This window comes from Streptomyces sp. NPDC015345 (assembly GCF_043078805.1).
In the GTDB taxonomy this organism is placed as follows: Bacteria; Actinomycetota; Actinomycetes; order Streptomycetales; family Streptomycetaceae; genus Streptomyces.
The window spans coordinates 310065-334521 of record NZ_JBIBTX010000005.1; the positions used below are offsets into that span (position 1 = coordinate 310065).

Sequence of the window (24457 nt, forward strand, 5' to 3'; positions counted from 1 at the left end):
CACGCGGGCCCGGTCGTCATCGTCCCCGGCGGCCCTCAGGGAACCGCCTCGGGCCTGATACTCGACCACGCAAGAACCGGAGCCCCCGTGCGCACACGCATACGCACACGCACCCTCGCCCTCGCCGCGGCCACCACGCTGGCCGCCACCGGCCTGACCCTCCCCCTCACGGCCACCGCGGCCACCGCCGCGCCCTCCGAACGCCCGCCCCTCACCAGTGACTTCGACGGTGACGGCTACGCGGACCTCGCCGTCGGCGTGCCCTCCGGCACCGTCGACGGCAAGGCGCGGGCCGGCTACGTCAGCGTCGTCTTCGGCGGCGCGGACGGCCCTGGCTCCGGCGGCGTACGCCGCGTCACCCAGGCCACCGTCGAGGTGCCCGGCACCCCCGAGACCGGTGACCTCTTCGGCGGCGCGGTCACCACCGCGCACGTGGACGACGACAAGTACGCCGACCTCGTCATCGGAGCCCCCGGCGAGGACATCGACGGCAAGGCGGACGCGGGCTCCGTCACCGTCCTGTACGGCACCGGTGACGGCTTCGCCCTGGCCGGCACCGCCGCCCGCGGCGAGAAGACCGGCGACGCGTACGGCATGTCGCTGACCGCCGCCGACTTCACCGGCGACACCGACGTCGACCTGGCGATCGGTGGCAAGGACAAGGTCGTCGCGAACCTCAACCCGTTCGCGGCACGCACCGAGCCCGTCATGGCCGACCGCATGGGCGGCCGCGCCCCTGTCATGACGACCGGCGACTTCGACTCCGACGGCCGTCCCGAGCTTGCGGTCGCGTACTACACGCAGAACCAGCCCTACACGCAGTCCCACATCCAGCTCTACAGCTACAACACGGACGTGTCCCGGTTCACCGGATACTGGAACAGCGACAACGGCGCCGCGAACGCGCTGGCCGCCGGCGACTTCAACGGCGACGGCCACGACGACCTCGCGCTCGGCAACTGCCGCGAGATAGCCGACGAGAACATCGACGATCCCTGCGGCCCGGAGCGGTTCACCAAGGGTGGCGGCATCCACATCCACTACGGGAGCAGCCGCGGTCTCATATGGGAGGGGCAGACCCTCAACCAGGACACCCCGGGCGTGCCCGGCGTCGCCGAGACGGGTGACGACTTCGGCAACGCCCTCGCCGCCGCCGACATCGACGGCGACGGCAAGGACGACCTGATCGCGGGCGCCCCCGGCGAGGCCATCGGCAGCGCGGCCCGCGCGGGTGGCGTCACGGTCCTCAAGGGCGGCGCGAAGGGCATCCTCGACGCGTCGGGGGCGGCGAGCGCGGTCGCGTACCAGCAGGACTCCCCCGGCATCCCCGGCGTCGCGGAGAAGGGCGACGCGTTCGCCACGGCCCTCATCACCGCCGACCACGACGGCGACGGCCGCCCCGACCTGTCCGTCGCGGCACCGGGCGAGAACGCCTCGGCGGGCGGCGTCTGGGAGCTGCCCTCCGTGACGGCGTCCGGCGTCACGGCCATCACGCCGAAGTCCATCGGCCTGCCCGCCTCTGCACACCCGTACGCGTACGGAGCGGTCCTGGCCCGCTGAGCGGCCTGGTCCGCGTCGCCACGGCCGGCCCTGTGGCGACCCCTCCGGGATTCCCTTAGGGGTTGTCACAGGTCGGCCGCAAAGCCTCTCTCCTCCCAAGGAGGGACGACCGCACTCCGTAAGACCAGGTACGTTCGATTCGTGGCTGGATTCAGGATCGGACGCGGCCGGGACAACCGCGCCCCGCGACCGCAACAACAACCGCGGCAGCAGCCGTACGGGCAGCAGGCCCCCCAGGGGCAGCAGCAGCCGTACGGCTACCCACCCGCGCCGCCGAACCCGCAGCAGTACGGCGGCGGCGCACCCCAGTACGGCGGTGGCGGCCCCCAGTACGGGGGCGGTGGCCCGCAGCCCGGCAGAGGAGGCGGCCAGCAGTGGCCGCAGGCCGGCGGCGGCCACGGCGAGCCCGAGTACTTCGGCGGCCCGGGCGACCAGGGCCACGCCCCCCAGGGCGGCTACGACCCGTACGCGGCCAACAACCCCGGGCACACCCAGGCCTTCTCCATCGGCGAGGACCCCTACAACCAGGGCGACACCTACCGCGCGGGTCAGGCCCCCGCGGCGCCGATCGGACCTCGCCTGCACTGGAAGGACCTGCTGCGCGGCATCGTGCTGCGACCGGGCCCGACCTTCCTCCAGATGCGGGACTACGCGATGTGGGCCCCGGCCGTCGTCGTCACGTTCCTCTACGGCCTGCTCGCGATCTTCGGCTTCGACGACGCCCGCTCCGACGCGATCAACGCCACGCTCTCGGCGGCGGTCCCGTACGTCCTCACCACCGGCGTCGCGATCACCATCAGCGCCTTCGTCCTCGGCGTGGTCACGCACACCCTGGCCCGCCAGCTCGGCGGTGACGGCGCCTGGCAGCCGACGGTCGGCCTCTCCATGCTGATCATGTCGCTGACGGACGCGCCGCGGGTGATCGTGGCGATGTTCCTGGGCGGCGGCCAGCCCTTCGTCCAGCTGCTCGGCTGGGCGACCTGGATCGCGGCGGGCGCGCTGCTGACGACCATGGTGAGCAAGTCCCACGACCTGCCGTGGCCGAAGGCGCTCGGCGCGGCCTCGATCCAGCTGCTGGCGATCCTGTCGATCGTCAAGCTGGGCACGTTCTAGCGCTGCCGGAACGAGCGAAGGGCCCGGCGGACGACACGTCCGCCGGGCCCTTCGCTTCCCCCTATACGTACATATACGTACGCCCCCGGTCAGGCGTCGAGAACCTGACCGGCCCGCTTCACGACGGGCGGCTCGACGCTCCACGGGAAGTTGATCCACTCGTCGGTGCGCTTCCACACGTACTCGCACTTCACGAGCGAGTGCGACTTCTCATAGATGACGGCGGACCGCACCTCGGCGACATGGTCGAGACAGAAGTCGTGCACGAGCTTCAGCGTCTTGCCGGTGTCGGCGACGTCATCGGCGATCAGCACCTTCTTGTCGGTGAAGTCGATGACGTTGGGCACGGGCGCGAGCATGACGGGCATTTCGAGCGTGGTCCCGACGCCCGTGTAGAACTCCACGTTCACGAGGTGGATGTTCTTGCAGTCGAGCGCGTACGCGAGCCCGCCGGCGACGAAGACACCGCCGCGCGCGATGGAGATGATGACATCCGGCTGGTACCCGTCATCGGCGATGGTCTGCGCGAGCTCGCGCACGGCGCCGCCGAACTTCTCGTACGTAAGGTTCTCGCGTACGTCACTCATGCTGGATGTCACACCTGTGTCCGATGGAAATTGAGGAAGGACCGGGAGGCGGTCGGCCCGCGCTGCCCCTGGTAACGCGACCCGTACCGCTCCGATCCGTAGGGCTCCTCGGCGGGCGAGGTCAGCCGGAACAGGCAGAGCTGCCCGATCTTCATGCCCGGCCAGAGCTTGATCGGCAGGGTCGCCAGATTCGACAGCTCCAGGGTCACGTGCCCCGAGAAACCGGGGTCGATGAACCCGGCGGTGGAGTGCGTGACGAGCCCGAGCCGCCCGAGGCTGGACTTGCCCTCGAGCCGGCTGGCGAGATCATCGGGAAGGCCGACGACCTCGTACGTGGAGGCCAGCACGAACTCCCCGGGGTGGAGGATGAACGGTTCGTCGCCCTCGGGCTCCACGAGCCGCGTCAGGTCGGCCTGCTCCACGGAGGGGTCGATGTGGGGGTAGCGGTGATTCTCGAACACCCGGAAGTAGCGGTCCAGCCGCACATCGATGCTCGAGGGCTGCACCATGGATTCGTCGTACGGGTCGATCCGTACCCGTCCGGAGTCGATCTCGGCCCGGATGTCCTTGTCTGAGAGAAGCACGCACCGAGGATACGCAGAGCGCGCGGGCCCGCCACAATCTCATGGACGGCAAGTCCCGCGCGCCCCGCTGTTACCACTGGCTACTGCTGTTACTGCCGTTACTGCTCGCCACCGCTGTGACTGCCGTTACTGCTTCTGCAAGGCCACCGGCACGGCGTGCCGGAGCCGGGCGCAGCGCGGACACCGGATGAGCCGGCCGGGCCCGAGCCGGTCGGCCTGCTGCATCGGGAACGACGCGGTGCTGAACACGTGCCCTTCGGCACATCGGACGACGGTGCGCTCCATCAAGTCCTCGAGTCCCTTCCCCAAAGCCGTGTGTGAACTCGTACGCCTGAGACCCGTTTCCGAGCCGACGACGAAAGCCCACATTACGGTACGAAAGGGGCGCCGTTTCAAGCGGCACGACCAGAGGCGCGACCCATCGACGGTCCGCCCACGGTACGCCCCAACTCCCTCCCGCCGCACGGCGCATCCGCGTCCCGGACAGCGGGCGGGCACCGCGGCGGGGGCGCCGGGGGCCGGTGATGGGGTAGAGTGTGCGACGGTACGCAACCGCTTCTGGCGGTGCGTTTTCGCGGGTGTAGTTTAGTGGTAGAACATCAGCTTCCCAAGCTGAGAGTGCGAGTTCGATTCTCGTCACCCGCTCTTTATTGAAGCCCCAGGCCAATGGCCTGGGGCTTGTTTGTTGGCTCGTCAGAGCGGGCGGTCGTCGGGCAGCATCCGGAACGCCTTGTGGTGGCCCAGTGGCCGTACGGCGCGGAAGTCCCGTCGGTCGAGGGTGAGGATCGCGTCGGTGTCGAAGTCGGCGGCGAGCGCCGCGTTCACCGCGTCGGCGAGGTCCAAGTCGAGTGCGCCGTAGCGGACTCGGACGGCTTGCGCGTTGCCACGTGATCGAGTTCTGCCAGCAGGAGTGGGGGACATCACCAGGAGGCCGACTGCCGTGATCGCCTCGTTCGCCGCTCCGTGGTCCGGGCGCGTCGAGTCGAGAGCGGCCAGGAGACCGGACGTGTCCGCGATGACGATGATCACGCGGCGGACCCGGGATCCGTTTCGCGACGGACCGCATCGGCGAGCGCGTCACGGACCTCGGTCCTGGTCGGCGAGGGTGGTCCATGTACCAAAGTGGCACATGCCCGTCCGGGGTCGGTTCCGAGTCAACCGCGGGGTTCGTGTGGCGTCTCTTTTGGCTGACAGCGAGGGGGTCCGGGGCATGGCTCTCGGAATGGCTGGTCGGGCTTGTCGATGATCGTGCCTTCCCCGTCCTTTCCTGGAAGGTGTGCCCGCCATGGCTCCTCGCGTATCCGACGTGGAATTGCCGCCGCTTTTCTGCCCGCTGGAATCCGCCGTTCATCCGCATGTACGACGCATTGAGCGCCGCGCCGTGGAATGGATCGGCCAGAGCGGCATGTGTGCCACCGAACGCGAGAAGGCGTGGGTGGCCGCCACTCACAGTGCCGACTTCTTCGCACGGTTCGCCCCGGAGGCCGAGGACGACGACCGGCTGCTGGCAGCGGCCCTGTGGGTCTACTGGGGGTTCGCCTTCGATGACGCGCGCTGCGACTCCGGGCCGCTGAGCACGCGGCCCGGTCAGTTCAACGTCCTGGCCGGCCAGGTCCAGCGTGCCTGTGAGGTGCCCTCGGCGGTGGGGGCGGACCCGTACATCGGCGCGCTGCAGGACATCGTCGGACGGTTCCGCTCCTTCGCGCCGCCGACCCAGGTACGGCGCTTCGCGCGCGGCCACCTTGCGTGGCTGTCGGGCGTCGCCTGGCAGATCGGCAACCAGGCCGCCGGGCACATGCCGGGCCTTGACGACTTCCTGGCCATGCGGCTGCTTTCGTGCGGTGGGGAGCCGACCTTCGCGCTGCTGGAGCTGGCCACCGGGGCCGAGGTACCCGACCGCGAGATGCACCGCCCGGCGGTGCGGGCACTGACGGAGATGGCGATCCTGGTCGCCGGACTCGACAACGACCGGCACTCCCTGGTGAAGGAACTCAGCCGTGGACAGGCCGACCAGAATCTCTACACGGTGCTGATGGCGGAGCGGTCCATGCCGTTGCAGGAGGCCGTGGAGGCCGCCGGCGGACTGCGGGACCGGGTGCTGCTGCGTTTCCTGGACCTGTACGACCAGGTCCGGCCGACCGCCGGTGCCGATCTCCGGTCGTACCTGCAAGGGCTGCGGTACGGAATCCGCGGCAACAACGAATGGGGCATGCGCGTGCCCCGTTACCTGAGCCTCGGGCACTGGCCGGACGACATGGAGCTCGGTGAGACGGTGTACGCCTGCGAACCGTCCGACACGCGCCCGGGGCCGATCGAGGGGGCGCCCAGCATCGCGTGGTGGTGGGATGCCGACCTCTGAGCGCTCCGGGGCCCCGTCGTCACGCGGCTCAGCGGCGGGCGGCCAGGGCCAGCGTCCACCACGGACCGCCGTCGCCGTGCTCCGCACCGACACCGGCGTGCGAGTAGCCGCAGGTCAGCAGGGCAGCGCGGTGCGGCGGGCTGTCCATCCAGAGCTGTACCGCCGCCTCCGGGGTGTCCGGCCCTGAGGCGATGTTCTCCGCGGACCTCCCCGCGCGGTATCCGGCCGACCGTACGCGCTCGGCGGGGGTGCTGGAACCGGCACCGGTGTGGGTAAGGCGGCCGTGGCGGGCCATGTGGGCGCTGTGGGCCCGCGCGGCGCGGGTGAGCGCGGCGTCCAGCCGGACCGGCGGGCAGCCTGCGTCGGCGCGGGACCGGTTGACGGCGGCGATCACCCGACGGGCCGTGTCCGATGGCTCCGGGTGTGACGGCTCCGGGCGTGACGGCTCTGCGTGTGACGACTCCGGGCGTGACGGCTCCGGGTGTGACGACTCCCGCCGGGCCGGACCGCGCGCCTCTGCGGTGCGGACCGTGGCGGGGCCGGCCGTGGCGGGAGGCCGCTGCCAGTGCTGAGGCGACGGCGACCACTGCGGGACGCGGTACGAGGAGGGGCGCGCGGGTACGGGCGGTGGGCCGGCCAGGGCTGCGGACGCGCTCCCGAGCAGCACCGTGGCGAGCAGGGCACATCCCGCCGCCGAAGCCCCGCGCCACGACGGGGCCGTCGTTCCCGGCCGCCCTGCCGTCCAGGCCTTGAAAAGTCCTCGCCACTCTCTCGCCATCCGCCCTCACCCGCCTGCTTTCTCCGCCATTTCGCCATTCCGCCATTCCGCCTTCCCGTTCCGTTCCGAGAACGCGAAGGCGGCGCGTACCTTACCGGTTTTCAGCCGCGTCGGCCGCGGCATCTCCTTCGCGCTTTTATGCGTTTTTAGGTTCTTGTACCCGCCGATTCGTTCGGGGGAATCAGGCATGCACAGTTTTCGCGCGAGCGGTCGGAATGGATAGGCTGGAATCCGTTTCCCCCCTTTCCCCGGATGCTTTACCGGAGGCTTCCCATGTCCTCGCTTCTTCGCTCCGCCGCGGTGCTCTCACTGGCCGCGCTGGCCCTGGCGGCGGGCGTCGGTGCCGCGAGCGCCGCGCCCGCGACGGCCCCGGCCACCGCCCCGGCCATCGACCACCCGGACCCGGAGTTCGGTCACCACCACCACAGCCCCCCGCTGAACTTCGGACCGTTCCAGGTGCCGAGCAACGGTTCCGTCTCCGGCGGCTTCGCGTGGAACACGCATTAGGGATCGCGCACCGCACAGAGGGGGGCCGCCGAGTGGCGGCCCCCCTCTGTTTTCACGTACACCCGTCGCGCGCACATCACCGGTCAGCGCTTGAGCGTGGCCGCGCTCGCCACCAGCACCAGGATCACGCACACCAGGATCAGTGACGCGTCCCGCACGAACAGGCCGGTGATCCCGGTGTGGTCGGCGGCCTCGCCCGCGGCCTGGACCGCGTACGTCATCGGCATGATCTTGGCGATACCGGACAGCGCGCCCTGCATGTCCTCATGAGGCACGAAGAGGCCGCACACCAGGAACTGCGGCAGCACACCGGCCGGCAGGAACTGCACCGCCTGGAACTCGTTGCGGGCGAAGGCGCTCACCAGCAGCCCGAGTGCCAGCCCCAGCAGGGCACCCAGCATGGCGATGACCATCAGCAGGTAGGCGGGCCCCTTGATGTCGAGGCCGAGCGGCCCGACGGACAGCAGGGTGGACAGCACCGCCTGGAGCAGCGCCAGGAAGGTGAAGGCGAGGCTGTAGCCGAGGACGATGTCCAGGCGGCGTACAGGCATGGTCAGCAGACGCTCGGCGGTGCCGGTGGTGCGTTCCCGCAAGGTGGACACCGATGCCACCAGGTACATGACGATGACCGGGAAGATCCCGAAGACCTGGGGGCCCACCCGTTCGAAGGTCTGCTCGGAGTCGTGGAACATCAGCTTCAGCAGCACCATCAGCATGCAGGGGATGACGAGCAGCAGGGCCGTGCTGCCCCGGTCGCGGGAGATCTGCTGGAGCACCCGCACCGCGGTGGCGAAGGTGATGGTGGGCGAGAACGGCAGCCGCTCGGCCAGGGTGGCGGCGCTCACCGCAGAGCTTCCGTGGCGAAGAAGGACTGTTCTGCGGCCGGTGCGCCGGGCTGGTCGAGCAGGCCGCCGGGCAGCATCGTGTGTGCCGCGGCCCGCTGCCGGGCCCGCGCCTCGGCCACCGCTGCCGCCTCCACCAAGTGCATGAACGCCTCCTCCACATCCCCGCAGCCCGTGTGCCGCAGCAGCGAGTCCCGGTCCGCGCTGGCCAGCAGCCGGCCGGCGCGCATCAGCAGCAGCCGGTCGCAGCGGTCGGCCTCGTCCATGACGTGGCTGGAGACCAGCAGCGTGGTCCCGTCCTCGGCCAGCCGGTGGAACACCGTCCACAGCTCACGGCGCACCATCGGGTCGAGGCCGACCGTCGGTTCGTCCATCACCAGCAGGTCCGGCTTGTTCAGCAGCGCGACCGCCAGCGACACCCGCGAGTACTGGCCGCCGGACAGGTGGGTGACCAGTTTGTCGGCGTACGAGGCGAGGTCGACCTCCTTGACCACGCGGACCACGGAGTCCTCCCGCCGCCAGCCCCGCATGCCGAGGGCGGCGGCGAAGTAGCGCAGGTTCTCCAGCACCGTCAGATCCGCGTACACCGAAGGGGCCTGGGTGACGTAGCCGACGCGGGCCCGCAGTGGGGTGGCGCCCGCCGGGTGGCCGAGGACCTGGACGTGCCCTTCCGTGGGCCGTTGTACGCCGACCACGGAGCGGAGCAGCGTGGTCTTGCCGCAGCCGCTCGGTCCGAGCACACCTACGATGCAGCCGCGCGGCACGTTGAAGGTGAGGTTCTGCAGGACTCCGTTGCCGCCCCGGACCACGCGCAGTCCATAGGCGGCCACCGCCGGCAGGTCGTCCGGAAGTGCCGTACTTGGCTCGGTCCGCTGCACGACTCCCCTGCGTTTCCCTGCGTATGTCCCGCCTTGTGCGGGTGGGGCATGGCCAAGGCGGACGCGATACGCGGCCACCGCAGAGACAAACGCCCCACGTCGGTCGAAGTCACGCATCTGGTACACCCGGCCTGGATACGGCGCCCCCCGGCCCGCGGCGGGTCACGGCGCCCCGGTCAGGTGTCGCGGCCGACCATTCCCCGTGCGATGGCGCTCAGTTGCTGGTACGCGTCCGGAGCCGGCCGTGCGCACGACAGCGACCGGAGCGCGGCGGCCACCTGCCGGTGTGCCTCCTCCTCGGCGAGCCGCCGGCCGCCGGCCTCCTCCACCAGGCGGGCGGCCAGTGCGACGTCCTGCGCCTCGAAGGGCGTCGGCGAGCCGTACATGGCCCGGAGCCGCCGCGAGGCCTCGCCTTCGCCCGTCAGGGCGGCGACCACCGGCAGCGACTTCTTGCGCGCCGCCACATCCGCTCCCACCGGCTTGCCGCTGTGAGCGGTGCGGCCCCAGATGCCCAGTACGTCGTCCGCGCACTGGAACGCGACGCCCAGCCGCCGCCCGAAATCCCGTAGACCCCGCACCTGTTCGTCGTCCGCGCCGGCCAGCACACCGCCCAGCGCACACGCGCATCCCATCAGCGCACCCGTCTTGCCCTCGGCCATCGCCAGATAGTCCGGCATCGATACGCCACACGCGCTTTCGAACGCCACGTCGTTGCTCTGGCCCGCGACGAGGTCGAGCAGGGTGTCCACGAGCTCCCTGACCGCCGCCGCGCCCCTGACGGGCACCTCCGCCACCGCCCGCAGCCCCGCCGCCAGCAGCGCGTCGCCCGTCAGTACGGCGGCCGGCGTGCCGAACGCCGACCAGACGGCCGGACGGTACCTGCGCAACGCGTCGCCGTCGATGACGTCGTCGTGCAGCAGTGTGAAGTCGTGGACGAGTTCCACCGCGACCGCGCCGGGGACCGCGTCGCCGGGCGTACCGCCGACCGCGACCGCGCACAGCATGGCCAGCCTCGACCGCACCGACTTGCCCCCGCCGCGTACCGCCACGCTCGGGGCGCCGTCGGCCTCGCACCAGCCGCGGTGGTACGACGCCGCCCGCGCCTCGGCCGCCGGCAGGGCGGCCACGGCGGCGCGCAGGGCCGGAGTGAGCAGTTCATCGATCCACTCCCGCTGCGACGACACGCCTACCGGTGCCGAGTCGGTGATCTGCAACATGCGCCGCTCCTCATGGGTGCACAACGGAGATGGCGGTGTCTCCGCTCCGGGAGCGGAGACACCGCACTCCAATCCAATCGGTCACCGCGAACCGCGGGAAAGCCACAGCACCCGTACGAAGACGTAGATCACCAAGGCGGACGAGCCCTATTACGGTGCGCCCACCCGACAATCACACGCCCCCGGGACGGACGGCAGCGGGACGTGAGCCGGGCGGCAGGGGGACGTGAGCGGGGTGCGGGAGGGTTGGGGATGTCAGCAGGTCAGCGCGGTCGCCGAGCGGTCGGGGTGGGCTTGTTTCGGCGCTTTCCGTATCGACTTCCGGGGGAACTCCCATGCGTACTTTCCACAGCCGCACCACCGTCCTCGCCGCCGCCGGCGCCGCCGTCTTCGCCCTCTCCCTCACCGCCTGCGGCGGCGACGGCTCCGGAGTGCGGTCCGCCGGGGCCGGTTCGGGTGACACCACCGTCACGGTGTCCTCATCGAAGTCGGCGGGGTCGTCGGACGTGGTGGGGGCCGCCAAGAGCTCGGACGGGTCGGGCGCGCGGGGCGAGAAGAGCGGTGGGGCCGGAGCCTCCGCCACCGCCCCCGTCTGCACCACCAAGGACGTCTCCGTCAGCGCCGCCCGCCACGGTGGTCCGCCTTACACCCACATCGTCCTCACCGCCAAGAACACCTCGGGCCGCAGCTGCGCGATGACCGGCTTCCCGGAGATCCAGTTCCTGGAGAGCCACCGCGAGAACGTGCCGCCGGTCGCCAAGAGCAAGCCCGCCGCCCCCGTCGTCCTCAAGGCCGGTGCCCCCGCCTACGCCCTCGTGAAGCTGTCGGACGGCGGGGCGCATGAGGACAACGAGGTCGTCACCGACTTCTCCGTGACGTTGCAGGGCGGCGGCGGCATGACCGCCGTCGCGGCTCCGGGCAAGGGCGGCATCGCCGTGGACCCGGCGAAGTGGGCGACCGGCTACTGGACGTACGAGCTGCGCAACGGTGCCGACGACTTCTGAGAGTCGTCCTCAGGGCGGGCGCTGAGCAGGCCGTACTAAGAGTTCGGGCTCGTGGCCAGGTCGGCCAGGGCCGCCGCCTCCTCCGTGCCCTCCTCCGCGCCGAACACATGCACCACCAGGCCCGGTTCGCCGGGCGCCGCCGGGACGTGGAGGCTCTCGAAGTCCAGGGTGAGGATGCCGGTCCGCGGGTGGCGCAGGCGTTTGCTGCCCGAGGCGCACATCACCACCTCCCCGCTTTCCCAGATGCGGCGGAACTCAGCGCTGCGGAGCATCAGTTCGGCTATCAGTGCGTCCAGTTCCGCGTCGTCCGGGTAGCGGCCCGCCGCCACCCGGAGCTGGCCCACGGCCTCCGCCGCCCGGTCGGTCCAGTCCGGGTGCACGTCGCGGGAGGCGGGGTCGAGGAAGACGTAGCGCGCGTTGTTGCGGTCGCGGCGGGCCGGGTCGGCGAGGCCGCCGAGGAGTTCGGCGCCGAGGGCGTTCCAGGCGACGACGTCCAGGCGGTGGTCGGTCGCGAAGGCCGGGAAACCGTCGGCCACGGCGTCCAGGACGCGCCGCAGCAGCGGGCTGGCCCTGGCCTCCGGCGCCGGGCCGCGTTCGGCGCCGGCGAGCGTGGTGAGGTGCGTGCGTTCCGCCGTGTCCAGGGTGAGCGCTCGGGCCAGGGCGTCGAGCACTTCGGGGGACGGCTGGGTGGCGCGGCCCTGTTCGAGGCGTACGTAATAGTCGACGCTGATGCCGGCCAGCTGGGCCAGCTCCTCGCGCCGCAGGCCGCGTACCCTGCGGCGGGTGCCGCCCGGGAGACCGACGTGTTCCGGGGTGACCCGGGCCCTGCGGGCCCGCAGGAAGCCGCCCAGTTCCCGGCCCGTGTCTCTCCCGTCGCCCTGCATCGCGCCACTGTCCATGGACCCCAGTATGGGTGGGACCGCCGGTACCAGGATTGCCGTTCCGCCGTCGCGCAGGGGGCTGGTCGGCGGTGTCAGGGCGGGAGAGCGTGGCGTCATGAACGCCAAGAAGGTCCTCGTCGTCAGCGCCCATCCCGAACCCCTGTCCCTCAACGCGGCCCTGGCCGACTTCGCCGTCGGTCAGCTGCGTGCCGCCGGGCACGAGGTGCGGGTGTCCGATCTGTACGCGATGAAGTGGAAGGCCACGGTCGACGCCGATGACTACGACGAGGGCTCGGATGCCGGTTCCCGGCTGCGCGTGATGGCGGCTTCGCAGGAGGCCACCCTCGGCGGGCGGCTGACGCCCGATGTCGCGGCGGAGCAGGAGAAGGTGCGGTGGGCGGACGCGGTGGTGCTTCAGTTCCCGCTGTGGTGGTTCTCCGCGCCCGCGATCCTGAAGGGCTGGTTCGACCGGGTCTTCACGGCCGGGTTCGCCTACGGGCCCGCCGTGCCGCCGCCGTACAGCGAGGGGATTCTCGCGGGGCGGCGGGCGCTGGTGTCGGTGACGGCGGGGGCGCGCGAGACGTCGTTCTCGGACCGGGGCATCCACGGCGAGATGGCGGATGTGCTGTATCCGATCCAGCACGGCCTGTTCTGGTTCACGGGCATGGCGCCGCTCCCGCCGTTCGCCGTGTGCGGTGCCAACGAGCTGTCCGAGGAGCGGTTCGCGGCGGTACGGGAGGCGTACGCGGCGCGGCTCGACGGGCTGTTCACGGACGAGACGGTGCCGTTCCGTTCGCTCGTCGGCGGTGACTACGACCATGACATGCGGCTGCTGCCGGGGGTGGAGGAGCCGGGGGTCGGCGGGTTCGGGCTGCACCGCCGCCCGGGGCCCGCCCATGTCTGAGTTAGTCCCCGGAATTGTTGCTGCCGCCGCAGCCCTTCTTCGTGGCCGCGTTCTTGGTGGCCGCGGCGGCCAACTCGGCGGCCACGGTGGTGGCTTTGGCCACCCCGTGGACCCAGCGCGGACCTCCCCGCGCAGCCCACACGACGGCGCCGAGGCCCGCCGCCGCGATCAGCACCCCCATGCCGAGCAGCAACACCATCATCGACATCCCCACCCCACCTGACGCGGGTCTCCGTAGAGCCCTTCGTTCGGGCCCCGATCATCTCAGACCCATGGGCAGAGCTTCACTGGTCCGTGGCGGTCCGCCTGGCCGGGAAGCCGTGGGTGCGGGAGATGACGACCACGAGCAGCACCGGGACCAGGAGCAGCAGGATCGTCCAGGGGAAGGACGAGGTGCCGACGAGGCCGAGGAGGACTCCGCCGATGACGCCGCCCGCCGCCATGGCCACGTTCCAGAGGGTGACCAGCATGGCCTGGGCCGCGTCCGCCGCGTCGCCGCCCGCGTCACCGGCGGCGGTCTGGAGGAGGGTGGGGGCGCCGCCCCAGCCGAGGCCCCACAGGGTCACGGCGGCGTATACGAGCGCCGGGCTGTCGGAGAGCGTCGCCAGCACGGCCGCCGCCACGCCGACCAGGAGCACGGCGGCGAGGGTGAGCGCGCGCAGCCTGCGGTGGATCAGGGTGCCGACGATCCAGATGCTGAGCAGGGACGCGGCGCCGAAGACCAGGAGGACCAGGTCGGTGGAGCCGCCCATGCCGAGGCCGTCGAGGTACGTCGCGATGTACGTGTAGAGAACCGTGTGCGCGAGGACGAAGACCAGGGTGACGAAGAGGACCGGTGTCACGCCGGGTACGCGCAGCGTGCGCAGCATCGGCGGGGTCGCCCCGCGCGGTCGGCCGGGGTAGTCGGGCACGAGGGCCGCGATCCAGGCCAGGAGGCCCACCGTGAGGCCGGTCATCACGAGGAACGCCACCTGCCAGCTGAGCAGTTTGCCGAGGTAGGTGCCCGCCGGGACGCCGAGCGACAGCGCAACCGGGATGCCCGCCATGGCGATGGCGATCGCCTTGCCCTGGAGGTGGACGGGCGCCATGCGGCGGGCGTACCCGGCGAGCAGCGCCCAGGCCAGGCCCGCGGCCACGCCCGCGATGAAGCGGGCGGCCATCGTGAGGGTGTAGTTGCCCGAGACCGCCGTGACGGTGTTCGCGGCGGCGAAGCCGGCCATCGCCATCAGGAGGAGCCGCTTGCGCCGCCAGCCCGCGGTGGCCGCGGTGAGCGGTATCGCGGTGAGGGCGGTACCGGCGGCGTAGATCGTGACGGTCTGGCCGGTCGCGGACTCGCTGACGCCGAGGTCGGCGCTCATCGCGGGCAGCAGGCCCGCGGGCAGTGTCTCGGTGAGGCTGGTGATGAAGACGGCGGTGGCCAGGGCGAGGAGGCCGGCCAGGGGCAGTTTCTGGGCGTGCGGCTCGGGGGGTGGGGTGGTGGTTGTGGGGGGTGGGGTGGTTGTGGGGGTGTGGGTGGGTGCGGGGCGGACGGCTGTGGGGTGCGTGGCTGCGGGATGCGTGGTTGCCGGGTGCGTGGTTGCGGGATGCGTGGTTGCGGGCGCTGCTGTGGGTGTGTGGTCTGTGGTGGTCATGGTGGTGACTCTGCTTGTGAGGGCTTCGGGAGTGCTGATGGTTCGCTGATGGTCGGCCCGGGGTCCGCTGGTGGGCGGTGTGTACGGTGATCCGTATGCGGTTCGGGGTGCTCGGTCCACTGGCGGTGTGGGACGGCGAGGGGGAGCCGGTAAGGGTGCCCGAGGTGAAGGTCCGGGCGCTGCTTGCCGATCTTTTGGTGCACGAGGGGCGGGCCGTCTCCGCCGACCGGCTCATCGATGACCTGTGGGGCGGCCGACCGCCGGGCAATCCCGCCAACGCCCTTCAGGCCAAGGTCTCCCAGTTGCGCCGTGCGGTCGGGCGGGACCGTGTGGTGCGTCAGGCGCCGGGCTATCTGCTGCGGGTGGACCCGGCGGCGGGGGACGAGGTGGACGCGGCCCGTTTCGGTGAGTTGGTGGGCGGGGCGCGTGGCGAGGCCGATCCTCGGATACGGGCCGGACTCCTCACCGAGGCGCTTGAGATGTGGCGTGGGCCCGCGTATGCCGACTTCGGGGACGCGGAGTTCGTACGTGTGTCGGCGCAGCGGTTGGCCGAGCAGCGCCTGGCCGTGCTGGAGGAGCGGGCCGAGGCGCGGCTCGCCTTCGGAGAACACGCGGCCGTCATCGGTGAGTTGGCGGAGCTGGTGGGGCGGCATCCGTTGCGGGAGCGGCTGCGGGGGGTGCAGATGCGGGCCCTGTATCTGGCGGGACGGCAGAGTGAGGCGCTGGCGTCCTATGGGGAGCTACGAGAGCGGCTCGCACGGGAGTTGGGGGTTGATCCGGGGCCCGAGTTGACCTCGTTGCGGGATGTGATCCTTCGGCAGGAGCTCTTGCTTGAGCCGGGTTCCTCCTTGCCCGCCCAGCCGCCCGCGGCCCCGCGGCCGCCTTCGCGGCGCAGGCACCATGACCTCCCCCGCACCAACCTTCCCGCCCCCCTCACCGCCCTCGTGGGACGCGAACCTTGCGTCGAAGAGCTTCAGCGGCTGCTGGACGCCTCGCGGCTCGTCACGCTGACCGGGCCCGGCGGAGTGGGGAAGACGCGGCTCGCCGTCGAGGCCGCCTCGCGTGCGGTGAGGGGTGAGCGGTTTTCTGATGGTGCGTGGATCGTGGAGTTCGCCGGGCAGGGTGCGGGGGACGGCGTCGCCGGTCTCGCGCAGGTCGTCGCCGGTGTGCTCGGGATCCGTGATGACGTGCCCGCCGGGGCGCCGGCGTCCGGGCCCGCCGCCGGGCCCCTCGAACGCCTCGCCGCCGCGCTGCGGGACCGGAACGTACTTCTCGTCCTCGACAACTGCGAGCAGGTCGTCGAGCAGGCCGCCGCGCTCGCGGAGGCGCTGCTGCGGGCCGCGCCCGGGCTGCGGGTTTTTGCCACCAGTCAGGAGCCGTTGGGGCTCACAGGCGAGGCGGTGTTCTTGGTGGAGCCGCTGCGGGGCGACGACGCGGTCGAGCTGTTCGTTGCCCGTGCCGCTGCGTCGGCGCCGGGGTTCGCGCTCTCCGGTCCGCAGGACGCGGAGGCCGTCGCCGAGATCTGTCGGCGGCTGGACGGTATTCCGCTCGCTCTGGAGCTTGCCGCTACGCGCGTACGTGGCTTGGGCGTACGGGAGTTGGCCGACCGCCTCGGTGATCGCTTCCGGTTGCTCACGTCGGGGCAGCGAGGGGCGCCGGCCCGGCAGCAGACGTTGCGTGCGGTGATCGACTGGAGTTGGGAGTTGCTCGGCGAGCCCGAGCGCGTTGTGTTGCGGCGGCTTGCCGTGCATCGGGACGGGTGCACGTTGGAGGCTGCGGAGGCGGTGTGTGCGGGGGGTGGTACGGGCGGTGGTGTGGGCCGTGAGGAGGTTCTCCACCTGGTGATGCGGCTTGTGGACCGGTCGCTGGTGGTGGTGGTGCCGGGGCGTGGGGGAGCGGGCGTCCGGTATCGGCTGCTGGAGTCCGTGGCCGCGTATGCGGTGGAGCGGTTGCGGGAAGCGGGGGAACTGGGCCGTGTGCGGGAGCGGCATCTGCGGCACTATCTGGCGTTGGCCGAGCGGGCGGGGGCGGGGCTTCGGGGTGGGGAGGGGCAGGGAGGCCGGCTCGGGCGGCTGGACGCGGAGGTGGGGAATTTCCGGGCGGCGTTGGAGGAGGCGGTGGGGCGGCCTTGGCCTCGGGAGGCGGGGCGGTTGGTGGTGGCGTTGGCTTGGTGGTGGTTGCTTCGGGGGCGGTTGGTGGAGGGGCGGCGGGCGTTTGGTGCGGTGTGGGGGGTTGGGGGTGGGGGTGGGCCGGGGGTGTTGTGGGGGGAGCTTTGGTTGCTCGGCAGGGGGTTTGCTCTGTTGACCGGGGAGCGGGTGGGGGTGGGTGGCTGCGGGTCTGAGGGGGTTGCTCGCGCCGTTCCCCGCGCCCCTGACGGGGACGGGGCTGACGTTGTGGGTTCGTGCGGGTGCGAAGGGGTTGCTCGCGCCGTTCCCCGCGCCCCTGACGGGGACGGGGCCGAGGTTGTGGGTTCGTGCGGGTGCGAAGGGGTTGCTCGCGCCGTTCCCCGCGCCCCTGACGGGGACGGGGCCGAGGTTGTGGGTTCGTGCGGGTGCGAAGGGGTTGCTCGCGCCGTTCCCCGCGCCCCTGACGGGGGCGGGGCTGAGGTTGTGGGTTCGTGCGGGTGTGAAGGGGTTGCTCGCGCCGTTCCCCGCGCCCCTGACGGGGGCGCGGTTGTGGGCGGGGGGTCGTGGGCCCTTTGGTTTTATGGGTATGGGCTGTTCAGTGTGGGGGAGTTGAGGGCGAGTCAGGACGTCAACTCTCGGGTTCTTCGGGGGGCGGAGGAGCGAGGCGATCTGTGGGGTCTTGCCGCTGGGCTTGCGCTTCGGGCCATGCATGCCTTGCTTCGGGGGGATCTGGACACCGTGGGGCGTGACGCGCTTCGGGCCGTCGAGGTGTTTCGGGGGCTCGGGGACCGGTGGGGGGAGTTGCAGGGCGTCGCTCCGCTTGCCGTGCTCGCCGAGATCAAGGGGGACTACGACGAAGCCGCCCGCCGCCAGAACGAAGGGCTGCGCATCGCCCGTGAGCTCGGGCTGGACGCCGAGGTCGCCGCGCGGCTGTCCGGGCTCGGGCGGCTCGCGCTGCTCACCCGGGAGTGGGAACGCGCCCGCGCGCTGCACGAGGAGGCACGGCGCCTCGCCGCCTCCCAGGGCTACCGCTACGGCGAGATCCACGCCGAGATGGGCCTCGCCCTGGGGGCCCGCCGCTCCGGGGATCTCGCCGCCGCCGAGTCGTATCTGCTCCGCATCCGCGACCGCCACGCCGACGTGTCCTCCCCCGCCGGCGACCACCTGCTCCACGCGGAGCTGGGCTTCATCGCCGAACTCCGCGGCGACGCCAACCGCGCCGAGGCCGAGCACCTGCGTGGCCTGGAGATCGCCCGGCGTCTCGCCGAGCCGCGTGCCCTCGCCCTCTCCCTGGAGGGCCTGGCAGGAGCGGCGGCCCTGGGCGGTGACGCCGTGCGCGCGGCCCAGCTGCTGGGCACCGCCGACGCGGCCCGCCGTAGCGTCGGCGCCCCACTGCCGCCCGCCGAGCGAGGTGACGTCGACCGGATCACGGCGGCGGTGAAGGCCTCACTCCGCGATGCCGCCGTCGCCGATGCCGCCTTCGCCGATGCCGCCTTCGCCGAGGCGTTCGCGCTGGGCACGAAGCTTCCACCGGACACCGATCATCCCGATCGCCCCAGCCACCCCGGCCACCCCGACTACCCCGGTTAGGCTGGGCCAGATCCCGTGGGCGCGGCTCGTCCGGGTCACGGGGGCATGGGGAACGATCCGCCGAGCGGATCCACACACTGGGGGGCCTGACATGGCACTTTTCGGCAACGCGCACACCATCGATCCGGGCAAGGCGCAGAACGAGTACGCCCGGCTGCTCGGCCACGGTGAGCAGGTGCACGCCGCGTACCTGCTGATACGCGACACCATGCTGTTCACCGACCGTCGGCTGATCATGGTCGACAAGCAGGGGATCACCGGCAAGAAGGTCGAGTACCACTCGGTGCCGTACCGCAGCATCACGCACTTCGCGGTGGAGACGGCCGGGCACTTCGACCTCGACGCCGAGCTGAAGATCTGGATCTCCGGCAACCAGGTGCCGCTCCAGAAGACGTTCACCAAGGGCGTCGACATCTACGAGGTGCAGGCGATCCTCACGCAGTTCGTGGCGCGCTAGGGCCTGTCTGACAATTCGCGTCGTCGCCCGGAGGGCGGCCTCGCGGCGTCAGGTGCGTGCTCTCGGCGTGCCGGGCGTAGGGCCTCGTACTGGATGTACTTGGCTCTGCGCCCGGTGCGGCGAGAGTGCGTGCATGGCGTCGCGAGGCAGGCGGGAATTGTCAGACAGGCCCTAGGCTCCGGCCCTCCCGTGGCCATCCCTTCGGCCGGGGTCGCATAGACCTTCGGCCGATGGGCGTCGGGCGCCCGCCCGCCAGGCTGGTGGTCCTACACCACACCACGGGAGGCGCAGTGCGTGACACAGCGATCAGCAGGGCCCGATTCCTCGCGGCGGCGGGGGCCGGGGCAGTGGCGGTGGCGGCCGGTGGAGTGCCGGGCCTGACGGCCGGGCGGGCCGAGGCCGCGCCTGCCCGGGACCAGGCCCAGGCCCAGGCTCGGGAGCAGGCCCAACCTCGGGGCCTCACCTACCGCGGCGTCTGTTACCAGGTCGGCGACGGCGAGTCCCACGCCACCCGCTGGACCCCGGCCCGCATGCGCCACGACGTGCGGGCGATCCGGCGGGACCTCCACGCGAACTCCGTCTCCGTCTTCGGCGACGGCGTCGAGCGCCTCGCCGCGACCGCCTCCGAGGCCGCCGAGCGCGGCCTGCACGTCTGGCTCCAGCCGCGCCTCGCCGACGTACCGCAGGGCGACATCCTCGACCACCTCGCGGAGGTCGGCCGCCACGCCGAGCGGATGCGCCGACAGGGAGCGCGGGTCCACCTCAGCGTCGGGTGCGAGTTCGTGCTGTTCGTCCCCGGCATCGTGCCCGGCGCCACCACCATGGAACGCGTCGAGAACATGCTCAAGGGCGACTTCGACCCGCAGGCCATGGCGCGCGGGCTCCGCGACTTCATCGCCCGCGCCGCCAGGACCGGCCGCTCCGTCTTCCACGGCCCGCTCACGTACAGCGCGGCCTATGACGACGAGGTCGACTGGTCCCTCTTCGACATCGTCGGCGTCAACTACTACGGCTACCACCCCACCAAGGCCGCTTACGTGAAGGACCTGGCCCCGTACCAGCGCTGGGGCAAGCCCGTGGCGATCACCGAGTGCGGATCGTGTACGTACGAAGGAGCGCCCGAGGACGGCGGGATGGGCTGGTACAAGGCCCTCGACCAGACCAAGGAGCCCGCGGAGATCAGCGCCGGCCTGCGTCGCGGCGAGCACACCCAGGCCGCCTATCTCCTGGACGTCTTCGACGTCTTCGAGTCCATGAACCTGCACGCCGCCCTCGCCTACACCTTCGTCTCCCCCGAGCTCCCGCACCACCCCGACGAGCCGCGCCACGACCTCGACATGGCGAGTTACGGCCTCACCAAGACCGTCAGGGACCACTACGACGACCCCGAGTCCCGCTGGCACTGGGAGCCCAAGGAGTCCTTCCGCGCGCTGGCCCGCCACTTCGAACAGGCCACGCGGCCCTGACCGTACTTGGCACGCCGATGCCTTCCGCCCGATGCCGCGCGTGTGCTTGCCTGGGGGTCATTTCAGCTGTCTGGGGCGGGAGTTGCCGGTGAGGAAAGTGTGGGCTGCGGCGGTGCTGGCCGGGGCGTTGCTCCTCGCCGGGTGCGGGGACCCGGGATCCGGGGGCGAGGCGGCGCCGCAGGACGTGCCGGACGCCCCGCGCGTCGCGCGGACCGAACGCGTGCCCTCCGCGCCGCCGCCCTCGGCGACCTCCACCACCCGGCAGCGGATCGCCGGCAGACCCGGTACGAAGGTGCTCTATCTCGGGGACTCCCTGGCCATGGAGAACCAGGACGTCCTGGGCGCCCACCTCAAGGACCGCCTGGGCGCCCGCTACCGCAGCGCGCCGTACTCCGGCACCACCCTCTGCGACTACCTCGAAGGCACCGGCAAGGACTCCCTCGTCCCGGCCGCCCACAAGGCCGCCGCGCTGGTGCGCGCCGAGCGGCCGGAGTACGTGGTGCTCCAGTTCTGGGGCAACGCGTGGGGCTACACGCCGTGCATGGACGGCATCACGTACGACAAGGCACGTGAGAAGTACTTCGACCGGTACGCCGCTGACGCGAAGGCCCTGGTCAGGCAGATCGACGCCGCCGCGGGAACGGGCCGGACGCGCATCGTGTGGGTGCTTCAGGGCCCCGATCCGATCACGCCCGACCGGGTCCGCCGCGTCAACGCCCTCTACGAGGCGCGGGCCCGCGCGTCCGGAGGTCTCGTGGCCGACGCGGGCAAGGCCGTGGCCCCGGCGTCCGCGCGGTACACCTGGGCCGAGAAGCTGCCGTGCACGTCGTACGAGACGCGGCACCCCGCGTACTGCACGGAGGCCGGGCGGAACCTCACCGCGCTCCACCGTGGCGACGACTACCTGCACTTCTGCCTGGCGCCGACCACGGCCAAGTCCCGTCCGTGCCCTGCCCGTTCGCCGGGCATCCGCCGTATGGCCTCCGCCATCGCCGGGGCTGTCGCGGCGGATCTGCGGTAACACGTTCGGAGTACGCCCGGTCGCCGCGCACGGCCCGCCGTCACAGGCTGTGAGTCCGTGACAGAGGAAAGAGGCGGGCCATGAGCAGCGCGACGCCCCATACGCCGGGCCACCACACGCCTGGGCACCACACGCCGGGCCAGGAGACGCCGGGCCACCACCACCCGGTGGAGGAGAACCCGTGGGCCACCGGCGGCGCCATGTTCGCCGGTGTCCTGATGCTGGTGAACGGCGTCCTCGGCGTGTTCGTCGGCATCGCGGGCATCGCCAAGGACGACGTGTACGAACGTGTCGGCGACTACGTGTACAAGTTCAACCTCACCACGTGGGGCTGGATCCACCTCGTGCTCGGGCTCGTCATCGCGGTCACCGGCTGGGGCATCCTCAAGGGCGCGGCCTGGGCGAAGGCGACCGGTGTGGCGCTGGCGGCGCTCGGTGTCGTGGCGCAGTTCCTGTGGCTGCCGTACACGCCGGTGTGGGCGTTCATCTCCATCGCGCTCGGCGTCTTCGTCATCTGGGCGCTGTGCACGGACCGTTCGGACGTGGCCGGGCCCTGAAGCCACGGAGGGTTTGGTCAGTACGCGGCGGGGCCGCCGTTCGCCGCGACGGTGTCGCGGACCGCGCGGATGAACGCCTCGGAGCGGGCTTCGGTGGCCCCCGTGCGCCAGACCAGCGCGACCTCGGCGCAGGGCACGTCACGCAGCGGTACGAAGATGACATCCGGGCGGGAGTAGTACCGCTCGACGGAGGCGGCCATCGGGGAGATCCCCTGGCCGGTGGCGACCAGCGTCATCAGCTCCTGGAAGCCGGCGACGGCCCGGCCGCGGCGGATCTCGCGGCCGCTCGGCGTGCGGCGCGGCACGTGGAAGTCCCACCAGTAGGCGGGCGCGCCGTTGACGACGCCGAAGAAGGTCTCCCCCGCCAGCTCCTCCAGGGAGACCGACGCCCTCGTGGCGAGCGGGTGGCCGAGCGGCACGGCGAGGACGCGCGGTTCGTTGATGACGACGGGGCCGACCGTCAGGTCCGGCTCGGCCACGGGCAGGCAGGTGAAGAGCACGTCGATCTCGCCGCCGCGCAGGGCGCCCAGCGGGTCCTGGTACTGCGTCTCGCGCATGGCGACCTCGCAGCCGGGGCAGCGTTCGCGGAACGTCGCGAGGATCGGGGCGGTCAGCGAGCCCGCGCCCGAGCCGAGGAAGCCGACGCTCAGCTCGCCCGCCACGCCCCGCGCGGTGTCCTTGGCCCGCGCCACGGCCGCCTCAAGGCGCGCGTGCAGCGGCGCCACTTCCTCGTACAGCTGCCGTCCCAGCGGTGACATCCGTACGACCCGGCTGGTGCGTTCGAAGAGGGGGGCGCCGATCTTGCGCTCCAGCTTCTTCACCGTCTGGCTGACGCGGGCCTGGGAGAGGAGGAGGCGCTCGGCGGTGCGGCCGAAGTGCAGCTCCTCGGCCAGCGTCAGGAAGGTCTCCAGCTCCTGCCGTTCCATCACGTTCCCCCTGTATCCCTGTGCTCCTGTGACCTGCCTCTGCGGCCCGCATCTCTGACCTGCATCGATAAGCGTGACCGCGGTGATCGTTCCACGGATCGCCATTGATCGGGCCGTGTGGCCGGTGGATCTTTGGAGAACCGAGAACCGGCCCTTTTCTCAACTCCCTGGAGACCATGATGATTTCGCGTGCCCGTATGACCGCCGTCGCCACCGCCGCCGCCCTCGCGCTGACCGCGGGGTCCGTCCTGACCGGCGCCCATGCCATGCCGCCCGCTGATTCCCCCGCCAAGAAGCCGGAGGCGGGGTGGTCGGCCGCCTGGGCCGCCGCCCCGCAACGGCCGAGCACCGGCTTCAAGGCCAACTGGTCGGAGGCCGGTTTCGACGGGCAGACGCTGCGCCAGGTCGTGCGCGTCACCGAGGGCGGCGACCGGGCCCGCATCCGGCTCACCAACCGGTACGGCGCCTCACCGCTGCGGATCGAGAGCGCCACCGTCGCGCGGACGAAGAAGGGGGCCGCGGTGGAGAAGGACTCGGTGCGGCGGCTCACCTTCGACGGGAAGGGCTCGGTCACGATCCCGGCGGGCACCGACCTGGCCAGCGACGCCGCCGGCCTGCGGGTGGCACCCCTGGAGTCCGTGACCGTCACGCTGCACCTCGCGAAGACCACGGGCCCGGCCACCTTCCACGCCCAGTCCTTCGCCACCAGCTACCGGGCGGACGGCGACCACACCGCCGACACCGGCGCCAAGGCCTTCGGCGAGACGTCGGAGTCCTGGTACTACCTCGCGGGCGTGGACGTGAGCGGCGGCTCCGGGCGTGCGGCCGGGCGGGACGGTGTCGTGCTCTTCGGCGACTCCATCACGGACGGCTTCGCCTCCTCCACCGACCGCAACCGCCGCTGGTCCGACGCCCTCGCCGAACGCCTCGCCAAGGCGGGCGACCGGCGGCCCGTGCTCAACGCGGGCATCGGCGGCAACATGGTCCTCAACGACTCGGCCTGGTACGGCGAGCGCAGCGCCAACCGTTTCGCGCGGGACGCCCTCGACCTGCCCGGTGTCGGCACGGTCGTCGTCCTCGAAGGCGTCAACGACATCGGGTTCTACGAAGGCGAGCACCCCACGTACAAGCCCGCTCCGCGGATCACCGCCCGGCAGCTCATCAACGGCCACCGCAAGCTGATCCGCGAGGCCCGCGCCGAGGGCGTGCGGATCGTCGGCGCGACGCTGCTGCCGTTCGGCGGCTCCGACCACTACGGCAAGCACGCGGCGGCCGTGAGCGACGCGTTCAACACGTGGGTGCGTACGTCGGGTGAGTACGACGCGTACGTCGACTTCGACAAGGCCCTCGCCGACCCGGACCACCCGGAGCGGATCGCCCGCGCGTACGACAGCGGCGACCACCTGCACCCGAACGACGCCGGGTACCGGGCGATGGCCCGCGCGGTGGACCTGAAGTCGCTGTGACAC

At 71.7% G+C, this 24457-nt stretch carries 22 protein-coding genes, 1 tRNA gene and 1 pseudogene; 13 read left to right on the forward strand and 11 right to left on the reverse strand.

What is annotated here, in order from left to right; genetic code table 11:
- Positions 1-87: 87 nt before the first annotated feature.
- Positions 88-1560 (forward strand): FG-GAP repeat protein, encoded by a 1473-nt coding sequence (locus tag ACF062_RS22690; RefSeq protein ID WP_392140690.1) that lies wholly within the window; start codon positions 88-90, stop codon positions 1558-1560.
- A gap of 141 nt (positions 1561-1701) precedes the next feature.
- Complete coding sequence (locus ACF062_RS22695; protein ID WP_392140692.1) at positions 1702-2673, forward strand: Yip1 family protein; 972 nt, start codon at positions 1702-1704, stop codon at positions 2671-2673.
- A gap of 89 nt (positions 2674-2762) precedes the next feature.
- Here ACF062_RS22695 and ACF062_RS22700 read toward each other — a convergent pair whose 3' ends face one another.
- Together ACF062_RS22700 and dcd are read right to left on the reverse strand one after the other, a co-directional pair.
- Complete coding sequence (locus tag ACF062_RS22700) at positions 2763-3260, reverse strand: phosphoribosyltransferase (protein WP_223775799.1); 498 nt, start codon at positions 3258-3260, stop codon at positions 2763-2765.
- An 8-nt stretch (positions 3261-3268) separates the two neighbouring features.
- Complete coding sequence (gene dcd / locus ACF062_RS22705) at positions 3269-3844, reverse strand: dCTP deaminase (RefSeq protein ID WP_223775798.1); 576 nt, start codon at positions 3842-3844, stop codon at positions 3269-3271.
- Between the two features lie 574 nt (positions 3845-4418).
- Here dcd and ACF062_RS22710 point away from each other — a divergent pair.
- Positions 4419-4489: transfer RNA gene (locus ACF062_RS22710), tRNA-Gly, on the forward strand.
- Between the two features lie 48 nt (positions 4490-4537).
- On the opposite strand, the pseudogene ACF062_RS22715 reads toward ACF062_RS22710, so the two are convergent.
- A pseudogene (locus ACF062_RS22715) lies at positions 4538-4873 on the reverse strand (VapC toxin family PIN domain ribonuclease).
- A gap of 376 nt (positions 4874-5249) precedes the next feature.
- Here ACF062_RS22715 and ACF062_RS22720 point away from each other — a divergent pair.
- Complete coding sequence (locus tag ACF062_RS22720) at positions 5250-6203, forward strand: terpene synthase family protein (RefSeq protein ID WP_392140695.1); 954 nt, start codon at positions 5250-5252, stop codon at positions 6201-6203.
- Positions 6204-6231: 28 nt separating this feature from the next.
- On the opposite strand, the gene ACF062_RS22725 is transcribed toward ACF062_RS22720, so the two are convergent.
- Positions 6232-6597, reverse strand: coding sequence for a CAP domain-containing protein (locus ACF062_RS22725; protein ID WP_392140697.1), 366 nt, complete (start codon positions 6595-6597; stop codon positions 6232-6234).
- A gap of 657 nt (positions 6598-7254) precedes the next feature.
- On the opposite strand from ACF062_RS22725, the gene ACF062_RS22730 reads away from it, so the two are divergent.
- Positions 7255-7488, forward strand: coding sequence for a hypothetical protein (locus ACF062_RS22730; RefSeq protein WP_392140699.1), 234 nt, complete (start codon positions 7255-7257; stop codon positions 7486-7488).
- Positions 7489-7571: 83 nt separating this feature from the next.
- Here the strand turns inward: ACF062_RS22730 and ACF062_RS22735 are convergent, their stop codons facing one another.
- The 3 genes from ACF062_RS22735 to ACF062_RS22745 form a co-directional block, all read right to left on the reverse strand.
- Complete coding sequence (locus ACF062_RS22735) at positions 7572-8333, reverse strand: ABC transporter permease (RefSeq protein ID WP_392140701.1); 762 nt, start codon at positions 8331-8333, stop codon at positions 7572-7574.
- Positions 8330-9208 carry an ABC transporter ATP-binding protein gene (locus ACF062_RS22740; RefSeq protein WP_392140703.1) on the reverse strand — a complete coding sequence of 293 codons (879 nt, stop codon included), beginning with the start codon at positions 9206-9208 and terminating at the stop codon, positions 8330-8332. The genes ACF062_RS22735 and ACF062_RS22740 overlap by 4 nt, the downstream gene beginning before the upstream one ends.
- A gap of 176 nt (positions 9209-9384) precedes the next feature.
- Positions 9385-10425, reverse strand: coding sequence for a polyprenyl synthetase family protein (locus ACF062_RS22745; protein WP_392140704.1), 1041 nt, complete (start codon positions 10423-10425; stop codon positions 9385-9387).
- A 335-nt stretch (positions 10426-10760) separates the two neighbouring features.
- Here ACF062_RS22745 and ACF062_RS22750 point away from each other — a divergent pair, with 335 nt between their 5' ends.
- A complete protein-coding gene (locus ACF062_RS22750; protein ID WP_392140706.1) occupies positions 10761-11429 on the forward strand; it encodes a DUF4232 domain-containing protein in 669 nt (222 codons plus the stop codon).
- A 35-nt stretch (positions 11430-11464) separates the two neighbouring features.
- Here the strand turns inward: ACF062_RS22750 and ACF062_RS22755 are convergent, their stop codons facing one another.
- Positions 11465-12328 (reverse strand): helix-turn-helix domain-containing protein, encoded by an 864-nt coding sequence (locus ACF062_RS22755; RefSeq protein ID WP_392140708.1) that lies wholly within the window; start codon positions 12326-12328, stop codon positions 11465-11467.
- A 97-nt stretch (positions 12329-12425) separates the two neighbouring features.
- On the opposite strand from ACF062_RS22755, the gene ACF062_RS22760 reads away from it, so the two are divergent.
- A complete protein-coding gene (locus ACF062_RS22760; RefSeq protein ID WP_392140710.1) occupies positions 12426-13214 on the forward strand; it encodes an NAD(P)H-dependent oxidoreductase in 789 nt (262 codons plus the stop codon).
- 1 nt (position 13215) lies between these two features.
- Here ACF062_RS22760 and ACF062_RS22765 read toward each other — a convergent pair whose 3' ends face one another.
- Both ACF062_RS22765 and ACF062_RS22770 read right to left on the reverse strand, forming a co-directional pair.
- Positions 13216-13422, reverse strand: a complete 207-nt coding sequence (locus ACF062_RS22765) for a hypothetical protein (RefSeq protein WP_392140712.1) — start codon at positions 13420-13422, stop codon at positions 13216-13218.
- Positions 13423-13498: 76 nt separating this feature from the next.
- A complete protein-coding gene (locus ACF062_RS22770; RefSeq protein WP_392140714.1) occupies positions 13499-14845 on the reverse strand; it encodes an MFS transporter in 1347 nt (448 codons plus the stop codon).
- 95 nt (positions 14846-14940) lie between these two features.
- Between ACF062_RS22770 and ACF062_RS22775 the strand changes: the two genes are divergently transcribed.
- The 5 genes from ACF062_RS22775 to ACF062_RS22795 all read left to right on the forward strand — a co-directional run bounded on the left by ACF062_RS22775 (position 14941) and on the right by ACF062_RS22795 (position 22062).
- Entirely contained in the window at positions 14941-18561 is a 3621-nt protein-coding gene (locus ACF062_RS22775; RefSeq protein ID WP_392140715.1) for a BTAD domain-containing putative transcriptional regulator, read from the forward strand.
- 91 nt (positions 18562-18652) lie between these two features.
- Positions 18653-19018, forward strand: a complete 366-nt coding sequence (locus tag ACF062_RS22780; RefSeq protein ID WP_127911138.1) for a PH domain-containing protein — start codon at positions 18653-18655, stop codon at positions 19016-19018.
- Between the two features lie 290 nt (positions 19019-19308).
- The gene (locus ACF062_RS22785; RefSeq protein ID WP_392140717.1) at positions 19309-20484 is read left to right on the forward strand and encodes an abortive phage infection protein; all 1176 of its coding nucleotides are present in this window, start codon (positions 19309-19311) and stop codon (positions 20482-20484) included.
- 88 nt (positions 20485-20572) lie between these two features.
- The gene (locus ACF062_RS22790) at positions 20573-21505 is read left to right on the forward strand and encodes an SGNH/GDSL hydrolase family protein (protein WP_392140719.1); all 933 of its coding nucleotides are present in this window, start codon (positions 20573-20575) and stop codon (positions 21503-21505) included.
- Between the two features lie 80 nt (positions 21506-21585).
- On the forward strand, positions 21586-22062 hold the full coding sequence (locus tag ACF062_RS22795) for a hypothetical protein (RefSeq protein ID WP_392140721.1): 477 nt from the start codon (positions 21586-21588) through the stop codon (positions 22060-22062).
- 17 nt (positions 22063-22079) lie between these two features.
- On the opposite strand, the gene ACF062_RS22800 is transcribed toward ACF062_RS22795, so the two are convergent.
- Positions 22080-22988 carry a LysR family transcriptional regulator gene (locus ACF062_RS22800; RefSeq protein WP_392141199.1) on the reverse strand — a complete coding sequence of 303 codons (909 nt, stop codon included), beginning with the start codon at positions 22986-22988 and terminating at the stop codon, positions 22080-22082.
- Positions 22989-23167: 179 nt separating this feature from the next.
- Here ACF062_RS22800 and ACF062_RS22805 point away from each other — a divergent pair, with 179 nt between their 5' ends.
- A complete protein-coding gene (locus tag ACF062_RS22805) occupies positions 23168-24454 on the forward strand; it encodes an SGNH/GDSL hydrolase family protein (protein ID WP_392141201.1) in 1287 nt (428 codons plus the stop codon).
- Positions 24455-24457: the final 3 nt, after the last annotated feature.

What these genes read in the sequence shown, in the direction of transcription:
- ACF062_RS22700 (WP_223775799.1), bottom strand. Translation starts at nt 3,260, where the DNA reads ATGAGTGACGTACGCGAGAACCTTACGTACGAGAAGTTCGGCGGCGCC.
- ACF062_RS22720 (WP_392140695.1), top strand. Translation starts at nt 5,250, where the DNA reads ATGTGTGCCACCGAACGCGAGAAGGCGTGGGTGGCCGCCACTCACAGT.
- ACF062_RS22730 (WP_392140699.1), top strand. Translation starts at nt 7,255, where the DNA reads ATGTCCTCGCTTCTTCGCTCCGCCGCGGTGCTCTCACTGGCCGCGCTG.
- ACF062_RS22745 (WP_392140704.1), bottom strand. Translation starts at nt 10,425, where the DNA reads ATGTTGCAGATCACCGACTCGGCACCGGTAGGCGTGTCGTCGCAGCGG.
- ACF062_RS22750 (WP_392140706.1), top strand. Translation starts at nt 10,761, where the DNA reads ATGCGTACTTTCCACAGCCGCACCACCGTCCTCGCCGCCGCCGGCGCC.
- ACF062_RS22755 (WP_392140708.1), bottom strand. Translation starts at nt 12,328, where the DNA reads ATGGACAGTGGCGCGATGCAGGGCGACGGGAGAGACACGGGCCGGGAA.
- ACF062_RS22760 (WP_392140710.1), top strand. Translation starts at nt 12,426, where the DNA reads ATGAACGCCAAGAAGGTCCTCGTCGTCAGCGCCCATCCCGAACCCCTG.
- ACF062_RS22765 (WP_392140712.1), bottom strand. Translation starts at nt 13,422, where the DNA reads ATGTCGATGATGGTGTTGCTGCTCGGCATGGGGGTGCTGATCGCGGCG.
- ACF062_RS22770 (WP_392140714.1), bottom strand. Translation starts at nt 14,845, where the DNA reads ATGACCACCACAGACCACACACCCACAGCAGCGCCCGCAACCACGCAT.
- ACF062_RS22775 (WP_392140715.1), top strand. Translation starts at nt 14,941, where the DNA reads ATGCGGTTCGGGGTGCTCGGTCCACTGGCGGTGTGGGACGGCGAGGGG.
- ACF062_RS22780 (WP_127911138.1), top strand. Translation starts at nt 18,653, where the DNA reads ATGGCACTTTTCGGCAACGCGCACACCATCGATCCGGGCAAGGCGCAG.
- ACF062_RS22795 (WP_392140721.1), top strand. Translation starts at nt 21,586, where the DNA reads ATGAGCAGCGCGACGCCCCATACGCCGGGCCACCACACGCCTGGGCAC.
- ACF062_RS22800 (WP_392141199.1), bottom strand. Translation starts at nt 22,988, where the DNA reads ATGGAACGGCAGGAGCTGGAGACCTTCCTGACGCTGGCCGAGGAGCTG.
- ACF062_RS22805 (WP_392141201.1), top strand. Translation starts at nt 23,168, where the DNA reads ATGATTTCGCGTGCCCGTATGACCGCCGTCGCCACCGCCGCCGCCCTC.